Here is a 14,768-nt window from a genome sequence, read left to right as displayed (position 1 = left end):
TCCGCGGGGCCCGGCCGACGTCAGGGGGTGCGCCGGCCGGGCAGTCGGGGCGCGGGGGTCAGCCCTGCTCGCCCTGGTGCTCCTGGAGCCACTGCCACAGCTCCTCGGGAGTCATGTTCTGCAGGTCGGGCATCTGCTGGCCCTGGCTGTCGCCCTGGCCCTGGTCGCCCTGGCCCTGGTCGCCCTGGCCCTGGTCCGGCACGGTGCCCTGCCCCTGGTCGCCCTGCCCCGGGAGCGTGCCCTGGCCCTGGTCACCCTGCGACGTCGCGGTGTCCTCCTTGGTCGCGAGGGTCACCTCGATGTCCTTCGAGGCGCCGTCGCGGACCACCGTGAGCTGCACCTTGGTGCCGCTGGCGTAGGAGCGGACGTACGCCGTGAGCGACTCGGCGCCGCCGACGGCGTCGCCGTCGATGCCGACGATCACGTCGCCGTTCTCGAGCCCCGCCTTCGCGGCCGGCGAGCCGTCGCTGACCTGCTCGACCACGGCACCGGCGCGCGTGACGCCGTCCACGGTCGCCGTGCCGTCGTTCAGGCCGACGCCGAGGAACGCGTGCTCCGCGGTGCCGTCGTCGATGAGCTGGCCGGCGATGTTCTTGACCAGGTCGACGGGGATCGCGAAGCCGAGGCCGATCGAGCCCGACTCGCTCGAGAGCGTGGCGATCGACGAGTTGATCCCGATGACGCGGCCCTGCGCGTCGAACAGCGGCCCGCCGGAGTTGCCGGGGTTGACCGACGCGTCGACCTGGATCGCGTTCGTCACGGTGGTCGACGAGCCGTCCTCACCCTGCGTCGTGACCGGGCGGTCGAGCGCGGAGACGATGCCGGTGGTGACGGTGCTCTGCAGGCCGAGCGGGTTGCCGACGGCCATCACGGACTCGCCGACGTTGACGTCGGCCGAGCTGCCGAGCGCGGCGGGCGAGAGGTCCTGCGGCGGGTCGACGAGCTTGATCACGGCGAGGTCGGTCGTCGGGTCGGTGCCCACGACGTCGGCGGTGAAGATCCGTCCGTCGGACAGCGTGACCTGGACCTGGTCGTCCTGCGCGCCGGCGACGACGTGGTTGTTGGTGACCACGTGGCCGGCGTCGTCGATCACGACGCCGGAGCCGAGCGCGCTGCCCGACTGCGTGGTCGTCTGGATCGCGACCACGGACGGCTGCACGGCCGCGGCGACGGCCTCCCAGTCCGGGGCGTCGCTGTTCGAGCCGGACACCGGCACGGTGTCGGTCGAGGTCTGCCCGAGGTCGGCGAACGACGAGCCCGACGCGGTGCCGGCGCTCGGGCCGTCCTCGTCCAGACCGTAGGCGACGCCCACGGCGGCGGCACCGAGCACGAGCGCGGAGGCGGCCGCCGCGGTCACGGGGATCCAGATGCGGCGCTTGCGCTCGCCGCGGACGGGCTGCGGGGCCGGGGCGCCCTCGGCCGCAAAGCCCCACGGCCCCTGCGGCGGGGCGGGCGGAGCCTGCTGCGGCTGCGGGGCGCCGAAGGCGTGGCCGTAGCCCGCGGGGGCGTGAGCGGGAGTCTGTGCGTGGGTCTGCGCGGGAGTCTGTGCCGGAGCCGCGCCGCCGGGGCCGTACGGCTGGGCGTACGTCGGCGTGGACGGCGGCTGCGCGGCCATCTGCTGCGTGGCGGCGACGGGCTCGTGGGGCTGCGTCGCCGCGGCGGGCGCCGGGGTGGCCGGCGGCGCGGGGACGGGCGACAGCGGCTCGGTGGGCGCTGCCTGGGGGTGGTTCTCGGGAGCAGGGGTGGTCATGTCGGGTGTCCTCCTCAAGTCGAGCTCCATCCTGCGCCGCGCCCCTGGGCACACCCTTCACAGAGCCTGGGAGTTCCCTGGGAGTTCCTGGAAGCCCTCGATCAGAAGCCACCGACAGGCCGGCAGCGGTCAGCCGGCGGCGACGGCGGCGGTGATCCGCTCGCCCTGCGCCCGCCGCCCCGTCCGGTCCACCCGGACCTCGACGACGCTGACGCCCGTGCCCGGCGCGGCGAGCGCGGGCAGCAGCCCGTCGGCGTCCACCACCCGCGTGTGCCGCACGCCGTACCCCGCGCACAGCGCCGCGAGGTCCGCCCCGTGCGGCGTCGCGAACACCCGCTCGAAGACGTGCGCCCGCGCGGGCTCGCCGTGCTCGAGCGTCGCGAAGATCGAGCCGCCGTCGTCGTTCGCCACCACCACCTGCAGGTCCACGGGTGACTCGAGCGGCCCGCGCAGCAGCGCGCCCACGTCGTGCAGGAACGTCAGGTCGCCGACGAGGGCGCGCACCCGACGCCGCGGCAGCGCGAGCGCCACGCCCGTGGCCGTCGCGATCGTGCCGTCGATGCCTGCGAGCCCGCGGTTCGCCAGCACGAGCGGCGGCCGGTCCCACCGGGCGACCAGGTCCAGGTCGCGCACGGGGTTCGACGAGCCGACGACGAGCACGTCGTCCGGCTCGCTCACCGCGGCCACGACGCGCGCGAGCACCGGCCCGGTGACGCGGGCGCCGGTGCGCGAGCGTCGGCCGCGGGCGGCCTCCGGCCCGTGGTCGAGCACGTCGTCGATCGCGGCCGCGGCGCGCGCGTCCGCGGCCCGCCAGTCCTCGAGCCAGCCGGCCGGGCCGGCGGTGCGGCCGTGCCGCATGCGCGCCGGCACCTCGGTGAGCACCTGGTCCGCGCTGCGGCTGGCGTCGGGCCAGTCGGCCCCGCGCGGTGCGACGACGAGCACCTCGACGTCCTCGCGCGCGAGCAGCCGCTGCACGGGCCGCGACAGCGTGGGCCGGCCCAGCACGACGACACGCCGGACCCGCCCCCCGAGGTCCTCGCGTGCCAGCAGGAGCCGGTAGGCCGCGATCGCGCACGGGCCGCCGCGCGCCCCCGACGACGGCTCGGCGAGCAGCGGCCAGGCGTTCGCCTCGGCCAGGCGGCGCGCGGCCGGCCCGGCTCCGTCCCCGGCGACGACGACGGTCGGGACGCCGCCGCGCCGGGACGACCGATCGGCGAGCCGCTCGTGCGTCCGCTCAGCAGCTCGCTCGGTCGCCCGCTCGGTCGCCCGCTCGGTGGCTCGCTCGGTCACGCGCGCGGTCACCGCCGGAGTCGCCCCCGTGCTCGTCGGGACGCCCACCACCGGACCCGGCACCACGGCGAGCCCCGTGGCCGCGGCGGCCGGCCACGGCTCGTCGTCGGGCACCAGCGGGTCACGGAAGGCGAGGTTGAGGTGGACCGGTCCCGGGTCGCCGGTGCGCGCGCCGGTCGCCGCGGCCACGGCCCGCGTCGCCAGACGGCGCAGGTCGCGCGGCTCGTCGGGCAGACCCACGGGTGCGGGGACGTCGAGCGCGAGCCGCACCGCCCCGCCGAACAGCCCCGCCTGCTCGGTGGTCTGGTTCGCGCCCGTGCCGCGCAGCTCGTGCGGCCGGTCCGCCGTCACGACGACGAGCGGGACGCCGCTGTGGTGCGCCTCGAGCACCGCCGGGTGCGCGTTCGCCGCCGCGGTGCCGGACGTGGTCACCATGAGCACCGGGCGGGCCGCGCTCGTCGGGCCCTCGCCGGTGTCCCCGTAGGCCGAGCCGCGCGCGAGCCCGAGCGCCAGGAAGGTCGCCGAGCGCTCGTCGACGCGCACGTGCAGCCGCAGCGCGGGTGCACCCTCGGGCCGCTCGCCGTCCGGCGCCGCGGCGTCCGCGAGCGCGTACGCCAGCGGCGCGCTCCGCGAGCCCGGCGCCAGCACCACGTCCTGGACGCCGAGGGCCGCGAACGCCTGCACCAGCACGCGTGCGGCGGCGACGGCGGGTGAGCTCACGGCGCCATCATGCCTGCTCGCGGGCGTCCGCGAGCAGCCGGACCGCGGCCGCGCGGGCCTCCCACCGCTCACGCAGGGCGGCGGGCGCGGCGGCCTCGGCCAGAAGCGCGGGGTCCGGTCGCGGGCGGCGCGCGGGCAGGGCGCCGTCCACCGGGAGCAGCGGGTCGGCGGCCAGGTCCGCGGTGAGCAGCTGCGCCGTGGCGAGCCCGCACGCGTACGGCAGCTCGGGCAGCGCGGCGGCCAGCGCGACGCCCGCGGCGAGACCGATCGACGACTCCAGCGCGGAGGACACGACGACCGGCAGCCCGATCCGCTCCGCGAGCTCGAGGCACGCCCGCACGCCGCCCAGCGGCTGCACCTTGAGCACCACGACGTCGGCGGCGTGCGCCCGTGCGACCGCGAGCGGGTCCGCCGCGCGGCGGATCGACTCGTCCGCCGCGATCGGCACCGTCGTGCGCCGCCGCAGCGCCGCCAGGTCCGGCACGCCCGGCACCGGCTGCTCCGCGTACTCCAGCCCGCCCGCCGCGCGGTCGAGCAGGGCCAGGCGGCGCACGGCCTCGTCGACGTCCCAGGCCGCGTTCGCGTCGACCCGGACCGCCCCGCCCGGGCCCAGCGCGTCCCGCACGGCCTCGAGCCGCGCGATCTCGTCGGACACGTCCTGACCGCGCTCGGCGACCTTGACCTTGGCGGTGCGGCAGCCGCCGGACGCGGTCACGATGCGGTGCGCGGTCACGGCGTCCACGGCGGGGACGGTCACGTTGACCGGCACGGCGTCCCGCACGGGCTCCGGCCAGCCGAGGTCGGCCGCCTCGCGCGCCGCGCGCCACCAGGCCGACGACTCCTCGTCGTCGTAGTCCCAGAAGGGCGAGAACTCGGCCCACCCGGCGTCCCCGCGGACCAGCACGCCGTCCCGCGACGTCAGCCCTCGGAACCGGGTGCGCAGCGGGACCGACCACACGACGACGTCCGGCGCGACCACCGCCCCAGGCTACGCGCGGCGACCCTGGCACCTAGGGTGGGCCGCGTGAGTGCCGAGCCTGCCCGCGTGTCCGCGACGTTCGACCCCGCGCGCTGGCGCGAGGTGGCGGGGTTCGAGGGCCTGACGGACCTCACCTACCACCGCGGCGTGGACCGCACGGGGTCCGACGAGCGGGACCTCCCGGTGGTGCGCGTCGCGTTCGACCGGCCCGAGGTGCGCAACGCGTTCCGCCCGCACACGGTCGACGAGCTGTACCGCGTGCTCGACCACGCGCGCATGTCGTCGGACGTCGGCACGGTGCTGCTCACGGGGAACGGGCCGAGCCCCAAGGACGGCGGCTGGGCGTTCTGCTCCGGGGGCGACCAGCGGATCCGCGGCCGGGACGGCTACCGGTACGCGGAGGGCGAGACCGCGGATGCCGTGGACCCCGCGCGCGCCGGGCGCCTGCACATCCTCGAGGTGCAGCGGCTGATGCGGACCATGCCGAAGGTCGTGGTGGCCCTCGTCAACGGCTGGGCCGCGGGCGGCGGGCACTCGCTGCACGTCGTCGCGGACCTCACGATCGCCTCGCGCGAGCACGCGCGGTTCATGCAGACCGACGCCAACGTCGGCTCGTTCGACGGCGGGTACGGCTCGGCGCTGCTCGCCCGGCAGGTGGGCCAGAAGCGGGCGCGCGAGATCTTCTTCCTCGCGCGCGAGTACTCGGCGGACCAGGCGCACGCGTGGGGCGCGGTGAACGACGTGGTCCCGCACGACGAGCTCGAGGACGCGGGCCTGGAGTACGCGCGGATCATCGCGACCAAGTCCCCGCAGGCGGTCCGCATGCTGAAGTTCGCGTTCAACCTCGCCGACGACGGCCTGGCCGGGCAGCAGGTGTTCGCGGGCGAGGCGACGCGGCTGGCCTACATGACCGACGAGGCGGTCGAGGGGCGCGACGCGTTCCTGCAGCGTCGTGAGCCGGACTGGTCCGGCTTCCCGTACGCCTACTGACCGCGACCCGCGGGCGGCTCAGGGGGTCGCGACCCACGTGGCCAGGTCGACGACCTGCGCCACCAGCGCGGCCGCTCCGACGACGAGCGCCAGCAGGACGACGCCTGCCGCGACGACGGCGCCGACCCCCGCGGTGTCGTGCTCGACGGGTTCGTGGATGTCGTGTGTGGTCATGCGACCAGGCTCGTCCTCGGACGGACCCGGGCGCGTCGGCCTGCGGTGCCGTCGTGGCGCCCGCGGGGTACGACGAAGGGCGCCCCGAGACGCCGACGGGGTCCACCCCAGGGTGGACCCCGTCAAGCGGGCCGGGCACCGGCGAGGTGCCGGTCAGGCCGCCGTCAGCCGACGGTGAGCGAGCCGGAGCCCCGGGGCACCAGCTCGACCCACGTGTTGCCGGGCGCCAGCAGCGCCGGCTTGCCGTCGTAGAACAGGCGCAGCGGCGAGTCCTGCGCCTTCTTCTTCCAGGTCACCTCGATGGTCTTGCCGCCCGTCGCGATGGTGCCCTCGCCCTCGCCGACCAGGTCGTAGGTGGGCACGCGGTTGCCGCCCTGCGCGGGGAACCGGGTGTCCGGGTGGTCGGCCACGATCGAGACGACGTTGACCGCGGAGAGCCGGTCGCCGCTCGCCCCCACCGCGGGCGCCGAGCCCTCCGACCGCAGCCACGTCCGTGAGGACGAGCTCCAGGCCCAGGACGGCGAGGAGGCGGACGAGAGCCGGAAGTCGAGGGACGTGGCGGCCTTGCCGTCGGCCACCGCGGTCGAGCCCGCGGCGTCGGCCGCGAACTGGAACTGCGTCCCGGGCGAGTCCGCGTGCGTCGAGTTCGCCTGGTCCCAGAGGGTCGTGGGGTCGGCGTAGACGTTGTGCGGCGCGGAGCGCGCGCTCGAGCGGTACATGCCCGGCACGCCCGCGTCGTTGCTGAGCAGCTGCAGGCCGGAGGCCTGGGCGAGCTCGAGGATGCCGGTCTGGCCGCCCGAGAACGCGAGCAGCCCGTGCGTGGGCGCGAGGATCAGCGGGTCCATCGGGCGCACCGACCGGATCGGGCCGACCTCGTCGGGCACCTTCGAGTGGTAGACCGCGATGAAGCGCGACACCTGGAACTCGACGATCGTCTCCCAGACGACGTCGGCGTCCTCGAGGCCGGTCTGCGGCCGGGCGGCCGAGGTGTTCTCGATCTTGACCGCGAGCGCCGGGCGGTTCTCGGGCTCGCCGTCGGCCACGACGCCGGTCAGCGGCCACGTCGGCGCGATCGAAGGAGTCGGGACGGGACCCTTGTCGGCGTCGATCGTCGGGCCCACGGTGACCGGCGTCGGCGCGCTGGGCGTCGGCTCCGGGTCGCCCGAGCAGGCGGTCAGGGCGAGCGCGAGGGCGCCGAGCAGGGCGGCGGCCCGCAGCCCGCTGGTGCGCGCGACGGCAGCGCGACGGATGGTCCTGGACGTCATGGGTGACTCCCCCCGGTGGTGTGCGGGAACCAGGGTGCCACGCCACCACGGCGCGCCGGTCACGCCGCACCGCCCGCGGACCGGTCGGACGGGCCCGCGCAGCCGCCGGCGGCCCGTCCCCGCCGCCGTAGGCTGGACCGGTGAGCCGGCTGCTGCGCGACGTGCCCGCCGACGCGGCGCGGGTCCTCGACCTGCTGCCTGCCGCGCTCGACGGCGGCGGCGCCGCGCTCCGCGTCCTGCCGGCGGCCGGCCCGTCCGGCACGCACCCGCCGTCCGACGAGCCCGCCGTGGTGCCCGACGCCCCCGACGACCTCGCGCTCGCCGTCGCCACGTCCGGGTCCACGGGGACGCCGCGCACCGCGCTGCTGACGGCCGGGGCCCTCGCCGCTTCGGCACGCGCGACGCACGCGCGCCTCGCGGGGCCGGGGCAGTGGCTCCTGGTCCTGCCGGTCGACCACGTCGCCGGGCTGCAGGTGCTGGTGCGCTCGGTCCTCGCGGGGACGCGGCCGGTGCTCGCCGCCGCGGGCCGGTTCACGCCGGACCTGCTCGTCGAGGCCGCGGCCCGCCTCACCGGCCCGGTCCGCTACACCTCCCTGGTCCCCACGCAGCTGGTCCGCGTCCTCGACGACCCCGCGGCGACCCGGGCCGCCGCGGCGTTCGACGCGATCCTGCTGGGCGGCGCCGCGACACCCGCCCCGCTCCTCGAACGCGCTCGCGACGCCGGCCTGCGCGTCGTCACCACCTACGGCATGACGGAGACGTGCGGGGGCTGCGTGTACGACGGCGTCCCGCTCGACGGCGTCCGCGTGCGGCTCGACGACGACGGGCGCGTGCTCGTCGCGGGCGACGTGCTGGCGGCGGGCTACCTGGAGCACCCGTCCCCGTTCGTCGACGTCGCGGGCGAGCGGCACCTGCGCACGGGCGACCTCGGCCGGCTCGACGACGGCGTGCTGACCGTCCTGGGCCGCGCGGACGACGTGATCCTCACGGGAGGGGTCAACGTCGCCCCCGCGGCCGTCGAGGACGCGCTCGTGGCGCTGCCCTCGGTCGCCGAGGCGTGCGTCGTGGGCGTGCCCGACGCCGAGTGGGGCGAGCTGGTGACCGCGCTCGTGGTCCCCGTCGCCGGCGCCGAGGTGCCGGGCCTCGACGCGGTGCGCGCGCACGTCGCCGGCCGGCTCGGTGCCGCGCACGCGCCCCGTCGCCTGGTCGTCGTGAACACGCTGCCCCTGCGCGGACCCGGCAAGCCCGACCGGGCCGCCGCACGGCTCGTCGTCCAGCAGCCGCACGCCGTCCCGCACGTCGCCGCACCCGGCGTCGCCACCGCACCAGATCGCACCACCGAACCGGATCTCACCACCGAACCGGATCTCACCACCGAACCGGATCTCACCACCGAACCGGATCTCACCACCGAACCGGATCTCACCACCGAACCAGGGAGCCGCCCGTGACCACGCCGCAGGAATGGGTCGCCGGCGCGCGCCCGCGCACGCTGCCCGCCGCCGCCGCACCCGTGCTGGTCGGCACGGGCGCCGCCGCGGAGCTGGGCGAGGCGCGGATCGGCCGGGCGCTGCTGGCGGCCGGCGTCGCGCTCGCGCTGCAGGTGGCCGTCAACTACGCCAACGACTACTCCGACGGCATCCGCGGCACCGACGTGGACCGCGTCGGGCCGATGCGGCTCACCGCGTCCGGCGCCGCGCGGCCCAGCGAGGTCCGGAGGGCGGCGTTCGCCGCGTTCGGCGTCGCCGCGCTGCTGGGCGTGTGGCTCGTCGCGCTGAGCGGCGCGTGGTGGCTGCTGGCCGTCGGCGCCGTCGCGATCGTCGCGGCGTGGTTCTACACCGGCGGCAGGAAGCCGTACGGCTACCTGGGCCTGGGCGAGGTCGGCGTCTTCGTCTTCTTCGGGCTCGTCGCGGTGCTCGGCACCACCTACACGCAGGCCGGTGAGCTGTCCTGGCAGGCGTGGGTGGGCGCGGTCGCCGTGGGCCTGCTCGCGTGCGCGCTGCTCATGGTCAACAACCTGCGCGACGTCCCCACGGACGCGCTGGTCGGCAAGCGGACGCTCGCGGTCCGGCTGGGCGAGCACCGCGCGCGGCGCGTCTACTCGGCGATGGTGATCGTGCCGGTGCTGCTGGGCGCGGTGTGCTCGGCGGGCTCGCCGTGGGCGCTGCTGGTGCTGGTGCTCCTGGCCCCCGCGATCGTGCTCGCGGTGGTCGTGCAGCTCGGTGCGCGCGGCCGCGCCCTGGTGCCCGTGCTCGCCGGGACCGGCATGCTCGAGCTCGCGTTCGGCGTGCTGCTGGGCCTGGGCCTCGCGCTCTAGGCGCGGCGACCGGTCGGCTCAGGCCGGGTGCTCGCCGCGGTTCGCGTCGTCGATCGCGTCCTCGTAGCTCGCGTCCTCGTCGGCCCGGGTGCGTCGGGACGACGAGCGCGCCCGCGACCGCTCCTCGACGTACGCGGCCGCCTTCGCGCCGAAGCCGCCGAGCAGCACGTAGGACAGCGCCCAGGCGACGAACAGCCCGGCGAGCGGCGCGAGCCAGGAGCGCATGCCGACCCACCACAGCAGTCCCGTGGCGAGCAGGAACAGCGCCAGGCGCAGCGCGGTGTAGATGACGACGGGCACACCTCCAGGGTAGGCGCCCCGACCGGGTGCCCCGCGACGGTTAGGGTTCGGTCATGAGGTACCTGGGCTACCTGCTGGTGATCGGGCTCGTCGTCTATTGCGTGATCGACATCGTCCGCAGCACGGACGACGAGCGCCTCGGCGTGCACCCCGCGCTCTGGGTGCTGCTCGTGGTGCTGCTCCCCGTGCTCGGGTCGATCGTGTGGCTCGCGGTCAGCCGCGCGCGACGCGCCCAGGTCCGCCCCGCCCGCGCCGGCTGGGGCCCGAGCACCCGCTCCGCCGCCGGCCCCAGCGCGCCGGACGACGACGAGGAGTTCCTCTGGCGCCTCGAGCAGGAGCGCAAGCGCCAGTCCCCCACCGAGCACCCCGACGACCCGCCCCGCGACCCGACTGCCCCGGCCTGACCCCACGGCCGCACACCCCGCGCCCGCCCGCTGATCCCGCGGCCGCAGCCCACCGGGACCCCCCTGCCTCCGCCCCGGCAGGCGCCGCCCGATCCTCGGCTCGGCTGGTGCCGCCTGCGCCTCCGCGCCGCCGTCCGCCCGCGCCGCATTCACTGAACGTGTGGTGGTGCGACGCGCCGCACATCCCGCGGCGTGTCGCACAACCACGGATTCAGTGACGACCGCGTCAGTCAGAAGGCGTAGGAGTGCAGGCCCGTGACGAAGAGGTTGACGACCGTGAAGTTGGCGATGACGGCGGCGTAGCCGACGAACACGAAGTAGGCGGCCTTGCGCCCGCTCCAGCCTCGGGTCGTGCGCGCGTGGAGGTAGGCCGCGTACACCACCCACGCGATGAAGGTGCCGACCTCCTTGGGGTCCCAGTTCCAGTACCGACCCCAGGCGTCCTCGGCCCAGATCGCGCCGCCGATGAGGGTCAGGGTCCACAGGACGAACCCGACCGCGTTGAGCCGGAAGGACATCGCCTCGAGGCGCCGCGCGTCGGGCACCTGCTCGAGCCAGCGGAACCGCGGGCCGGTCACCGCCGCACCGGAGAACACGCGGCGCAGGCCGTCGGCGCGCTGCCAGGCGTGGTCGAGGTGGGACCGGCCGGTCTCCCGTGCGTCCCGCATGACCTGCAGGACGGCCGCGGCGAACGCGACCGTGAAGATGCCGGTCGCCGTGATGGCCACGCCGACGTGCAGCACCAGCCAGTAGTTCTGCAGCGCGGGCCGCACGGCGTCGGCGCGGACGAAGAGCTGCTCGAGCGCGAACACGAGTGCCGCGACCGCGATGCCCATGACGAGCACGCCGAGGAACGCGATGACCCGGCGACGCTGCAGGACGGCCAGCGCCGTGGTCGCGACCAGGACGCCGACGAGCGTGAACTCGTACATGTTCGCGGTCGGCCAGCGGCCCGCGGCGAGGCCGCGCAGCACGATCGCCACGAACAGCAGCGCGATCCCGAGGTACGTCGTGGTGCGCGCGATCCCCTCGGCACGCGGGGACCGGCCCGGCGCGGCGTCGGCGGTGGAGCCCGCGACGGCGGAGTCCGCCGCGCCGGTCCGGGCCGACCCACCGGCTGTCACGCCGGCGAGCTCGGCGACGCGCGCCGGCGCGACCGGGCGGCGCTGCGCGTTGTCCGCCAGCCGGGCGAGGTCGACGGCATACGCGACGAGCGCGATCGTGAAGGCCGTCGCCGCGGCCCACACCAGCAGGGTGCTCAGGTCACCGGTCTCCATGGCTGCTTCCCTCCAGGGACGTCAGGGTGGCGTCGAGCACGCGGTCGAGCTCGGGCTGCAGGCCGACGTCGTCGCCGCGCGCGAGGCCGGCGGCCGTCACCACTGTAGATGGCCGCCCGCCGGCAGGGTCCGACGAGCCGGCAGGGTCCGACGCACCGGCGGGTTCCGACGAGCCGGCGGGCGAGGCCCGGACCCAGAGGCGCCGACGCGGTGCGAAGAGCGAGCACGCGAGCCCGGCGAACGCGGCGAGCGCGAAGACGAGCACGAACGGCAGCGCGGGGTCGTGCCGCAGGTCCAGGGCCACGTAGCGCTGGAGCCCGTCGAACGTCACCGTGCCGAGCCCGTCCGGCAGGTCCACGGTCTCGCCCGGGCGCACGTAGAGCGTGACGGCCGCGCCGTCGGCGTCGGACGCCTGCTCCATCCGCGACTCGTCGAGCTGGTACACGTTCTGCGGCACCCCGGTGTCGAGGCCGAGGTTGCCGGACCACACCGACAGCACGAGCATCGGGTCGTCCGGCTGCGGGTTCGACGAGCGGTACAGGCCGTCCGTGATCTCCTGCGCCGTGGGCAGCAGGTACCCGACGAGGCCGATCTGGTCCTGCCCGCCGGACACGTCGGGCACCTTGACCACGCCGCGCGAGGTGTAGACCTCGTCCTGCGGCAGGAACGGCACGTCGCCCGCGAACGCGACCTCGCCGGCCGCGTCCCGCACCGTGATGCTGGGTGCGTACCCGTTGCCCTGCAGGTAGATCTTGGCGCCGTCGCGCTCGAGCGGGTGGTTGACCTTGATGGTGTCCTGCTCGGCGGTGCCGTCCGGGTCCGTCACGGTGACGTGCGCGGTGAAGTCGCGGGGCTCCAGCGTGTCCGGGTCGAACACCGACTCGAAGTCGCCGAGCTCGAGGGTGAACGGCTCGAGCGAGGACGCGTCGAACGCGGTGCCCTTCTCGAACGTGTCGTACGCCTGCACCGAGTTCGCCATCCCCCGGCCCTGCACGACGAGCGCCTGACCCCGGTAGTGCAGCATCTGGCCGGCCGCGATGGACACGAGCAGCCCGACGAGCGCCAGGTGGAAGACGAGGTTGCCGGTCTCGCGCAGGTAGCCGCGCTCGCCCGCCGCGGACCAGGTGCCGTTCCCCTCGTCGTGCACGTCGACGCGGTACGTGCGCACGACCGGCAGCCAGCCCCAGCCTCGCCGCATCGCGGCGGCGGCCGCACGGGCGACCTCCTCCGGGCTCGCCGCGGCGGTGCCCTGGGCCTGCGCGGGGAACCGCGTCAGGCGGCGCGGTGTGCGCGGGGGCCGCCCGCGCACCGCGGACAGGTGCACGCGCGTGCGCGGCAGGATGCACCCGACCAGCGAGACGAACAGCATGAGGTAGATCGCCGAGAACCAGACCGACGAGTAGACGTCGAAGAAGCCCAGGCGGTCGAGCCACGGCCCGCTCGACGGGTGGTCCGCGACGTACTCGGCGACCTTGGCCGGGTCCTGCGCGTTCTGCGGGAAGATCGTGCCCGGCACCGCCGCGACGGCGAGCAGCATGAGCAGCAGGAGCGCCACCCGCATGCTGGTGAGCTGGCGCCACGCCCAGCGCAGCCAGCCGACCGGTCCGAGCGTCGGCAGCTGCGGCGGGGCACCGCTCGTCGACCCGCTCGTCGTGCCGCCGGCACCGTCCGGGCTCGCGTCCTGGGTCGCGTCGCTCGCGGGGACGAAGGAGTCCTCGAGACCCTCGGGGCGGTAGGTGGTCACGTCACACCACCGGCACGAAGTCGTCGGTGAACAGGCCCTGCAGCCACTGCGCCCACTGGCCCCACACGCCCGTCACGAGCGCGACGCCGAGCACGACGAGCATCGCGCCACCGAAGCGCATGATCGCCACCCGGTGCCGGCGCAGGAACGCGAGCGCCCGCGTCGACCGCTCGACCCCGAGGGCGACCAGCACGAACGGCAGCCCGAGCCCGATGCAGAACGCGACCGCGAGGAGCGCGCCGCGTGCCGCGGACGCCTGGTCCAGCGAGAGCGCGTAGATCGCGGCGAGCGTCGGGCCGATGCACGGGGTCCAGCCGAGGCCGAACGTGATGCCGAGCAGCGGCGCGCCCCACAGCCCCGCACGCGGGGCGAGGTGCAGCCGCTTCTCGTACTGCAGGAGCGGCACCAGCCCGCAGAAGGCCAGGCCCATGAGGATCACGACGACGCCCAGGACGCGGGACACGACGTCGGACCACTGCACCAGCGCGGCGCCGACCGTACCCGCGAGCACGCCCAGGACGACGAAGACGAGCGTGAAGCCGGCGACGAACAGCCCGACGCCGAGCAGCAGGCGGCGCCGGTCGGCGGCGTCCGCCGCTCGCTCGTCGGGCGCCCCGGACGCCGCGCCTGCCACCGGCGGGACCGTGCCCGAGGTGCCCGCTGTGCCCGTCGAGCCCGCCGGGCCGACGACGCCGGGCGCCACAGGGACGCCGGCGAGACCGCGGACGGGTGCGGCGGCGGCGGGACGGCTGCCCGCGCCCGCCATGCCCCCGAGGAACCCCACGTACCCGGGCACCAGCGGGAGCACGCACGGTGACGCGAACGAGACCAGGCCGGCGAGCACCGCGACCGGCACCGCCAGCAGCAGGGACCCGCCCATGGCGGCCTGGCCGAAGGCCGCGCCGGCGTCCGTCACCAGGGCGCTCACGTCGCCGCCGGCTCGTCGAGCAGCTCGTCGACCACGGAGCGCAGGGTCGAGGGGTCGACCAGGCCCAGGATCCGCGCGGCGACCTTGCCCTCCTGGTCCAGCACGACGGTGGTGGGCACGGCGTTCACGGGCACGACACCCTGGAGCGCGGCGACCGCCGCGCCGTCGGTGTCCTCGATGCTCGGGTACGGGATGTCGAACGTCGTCTGGAACGGCACGGCCGCCCCGGCCGCGTCGGTCGAGTTGATGCCGAGCACGTGGACGCCCTGGTCGGCGTAGTCCGTCGCGAACGCCGCGAGGTCCGGCGCCTCCGCGCGGCACGGCGGGCACGCGGCGTACCAGGTGTTGAGGACCACGACGTCGCCGACCCACTGCGTGACGTCCTGCTCCGCGCCCTCGTAGTCCGTGCCCGCGACCGCGACCGGGCCCTGGCGGTCCCCGGCCGGCCACGTCGTCGCGCTGCCGTCACCGGACTGGTAGCCCTGGTCCGCCACGTCGTCCGCGGTCGACGTGGGGGCGCAGGCGGCGAGGCCCACGACGAGCCCGACGACGGCGAGGCCCGCGGCGAGCGGGGTGCGGCGCCGGCCACGCCCGCGCGCGCTCGTCGGGCCGGGACGGGTCACCAGAGCC

The 14,768-nt window shown here is 76.1% G+C and carries 14 protein-coding genes; 4 read left to right on the top strand and 10 right to left on the bottom strand.

Annotation, left to right across the window (positions count from 1 at the left end):
- Nucleotides 1-58: 58 nt before the first annotated feature.
- The 3 genes from KIN34_RS08040 to KIN34_RS08030 form a co-directional block, all read right to left on the bottom strand.
- Nucleotides 59-1,750 (bottom strand): trypsin-like peptidase domain-containing protein, encoded by a 1,692-nt coding sequence (locus tag KIN34_RS08040; protein WP_214348992.1) that lies wholly within the window; start codon nucleotides 1,748-1,750, stop codon nucleotides 59-61.
- 129 nt (nucleotides 1,751-1,879) lie between these two features.
- The gene (menD, locus tag KIN34_RS08035; protein WP_214348990.1) at nucleotides 1,880-3,760 is read right to left on the bottom strand and encodes a 2-succinyl-5-enolpyruvyl-6-hydroxy-3-cyclohexene-1-carboxylic-acid synthase; all 1,881 of its coding nucleotides are present in this window, start codon (nucleotides 3,758-3,760) and stop codon (nucleotides 1,880-1,882) included.
- Between the two features lie 7 nt (nucleotides 3,761-3,767).
- Nucleotides 3,768-4,739: an o-succinylbenzoate synthase gene (locus KIN34_RS08030; protein ID WP_214348987.1), complete on the bottom strand. Its 972-nt coding sequence runs from the start codon at nucleotides 4,737-4,739 to the stop codon at nucleotides 3,768-3,770.
- Between the two features lie 45 nt (nucleotides 4,740-4,784).
- Here KIN34_RS08030 and KIN34_RS08025 point away from each other — a divergent pair, with 45 nt between their 5' ends.
- On the top strand, nucleotides 4,785-5,729 hold the full coding sequence (locus KIN34_RS08025) for a 1,4-dihydroxy-2-naphthoyl-CoA synthase (RefSeq protein ID WP_214348984.1): 945 nt from the start codon (nucleotides 4,785-4,787) through the stop codon (nucleotides 5,727-5,729).
- Nucleotides 5,730-5,747: 18 nt separating this feature from the next.
- Here the strand turns inward: KIN34_RS08025 and KIN34_RS08020 are convergent, their stop codons facing one another.
- A complete protein-coding gene (locus KIN34_RS08020; RefSeq protein ID WP_214348981.1) occupies nucleotides 5,748-5,903 on the bottom strand; it encodes a hypothetical protein in 156 nt (51 codons plus the stop codon).
- A 164-nt stretch (nucleotides 5,904-6,067) separates the two neighbouring features.
- Nucleotides 6,068-7,168 carry a DUF3048 domain-containing protein gene (locus KIN34_RS08015; RefSeq protein ID WP_214348978.1) on the bottom strand — a complete coding sequence of 367 codons (1,101 nt, stop codon included), beginning with the start codon at nucleotides 7,166-7,168 and terminating at the stop codon, nucleotides 6,068-6,070.
- Between the two features lie 140 nt (nucleotides 7,169-7,308).
- Here KIN34_RS08015 and menE point away from each other — a divergent pair, with 140 nt between their 5' ends.
- Nucleotides 7,309-8,619, top strand: coding sequence for an o-succinylbenzoate--CoA ligase (gene menE / locus KIN34_RS08010; protein WP_214348975.1), 1,311 nt, complete (start codon nucleotides 7,309-7,311; stop codon nucleotides 8,617-8,619).
- A complete protein-coding gene (locus KIN34_RS08005) occupies nucleotides 8,616-9,485 on the top strand; it encodes a 1,4-dihydroxy-2-naphthoate polyprenyltransferase (protein WP_214348972.1) in 870 nt (289 codons plus the stop codon). Before menE ends, KIN34_RS08005 begins: the two co-directional genes overlap by 4 nt.
- A gap of 18 nt (nucleotides 9,486-9,503) precedes the next feature.
- On the opposite strand, the gene KIN34_RS08000 is transcribed toward KIN34_RS08005, so the two are convergent.
- A complete protein-coding gene (locus KIN34_RS08000; protein WP_214348969.1) occupies nucleotides 9,504-9,785 on the bottom strand; it encodes a DUF4229 domain-containing protein in 282 nt (93 codons plus the stop codon).
- A 53-nt stretch (nucleotides 9,786-9,838) separates the two neighbouring features.
- Between KIN34_RS08000 and KIN34_RS07995 the strand changes: the two genes are divergently transcribed.
- Complete coding sequence (locus tag KIN34_RS07995; RefSeq protein WP_214348967.1) at nucleotides 9,839-10,189, top strand: PLDc N-terminal domain-containing protein; 351 nt, start codon at nucleotides 9,839-9,841, stop codon at nucleotides 10,187-10,189.
- Between the two features lie 230 nt (nucleotides 10,190-10,419).
- On the opposite strand, the gene ccsB is transcribed toward KIN34_RS07995, so the two are convergent.
- The 4 genes from ccsB to KIN34_RS07975 are packed head-to-tail and all read right to left on the bottom strand — an operon-like array spanning nucleotide 10,420 to nucleotide 14,761.
- The gene (ccsB, locus tag KIN34_RS07990) at nucleotides 10,420-11,466 is read right to left on the bottom strand and encodes a c-type cytochrome biogenesis protein CcsB (protein ID WP_214348965.1); all 1,047 of its coding nucleotides are present in this window, start codon (nucleotides 11,464-11,466) and stop codon (nucleotides 10,420-10,422) included.
- Complete coding sequence (gene resB / locus KIN34_RS07985; protein WP_214348963.1) at nucleotides 11,453-13,210, bottom strand: cytochrome c biogenesis protein ResB; 1,758 nt, start codon at nucleotides 13,208-13,210, stop codon at nucleotides 11,453-11,455. The genes ccsB and resB overlap by 14 nt, the downstream gene beginning before the upstream one ends.
- Before the next feature lies 1 nt (nucleotide 13,211).
- Nucleotides 13,212-14,090 (bottom strand): cytochrome c biogenesis CcdA family protein, encoded by an 879-nt coding sequence (locus tag KIN34_RS07980; RefSeq protein WP_214351934.1) that lies wholly within the window; start codon nucleotides 14,088-14,090, stop codon nucleotides 13,212-13,214.
- A gap of 44 nt (nucleotides 14,091-14,134) precedes the next feature.
- On the bottom strand, nucleotides 14,135-14,761 hold the full coding sequence (locus tag KIN34_RS07975) for a TlpA family protein disulfide reductase (RefSeq protein ID WP_372449533.1): 627 nt from the start codon (nucleotides 14,759-14,761) through the stop codon (nucleotides 14,135-14,137).
- Nucleotides 14,762-14,768 lie beyond the last annotated feature (7 nt).

The organism is Cellulomonas fulva (assembly GCF_018531375.1).
Taxonomy (GTDB): domain Bacteria; phylum Actinomycetota; class Actinomycetes; order Actinomycetales; family Cellulomonadaceae; genus Cellulomonas; species Cellulomonas fulva.
The sequence above is the reverse complement of the archived record's forward strand: the minus strand, read 5'-3'. Positions and strand labels throughout refer to the sequence as shown.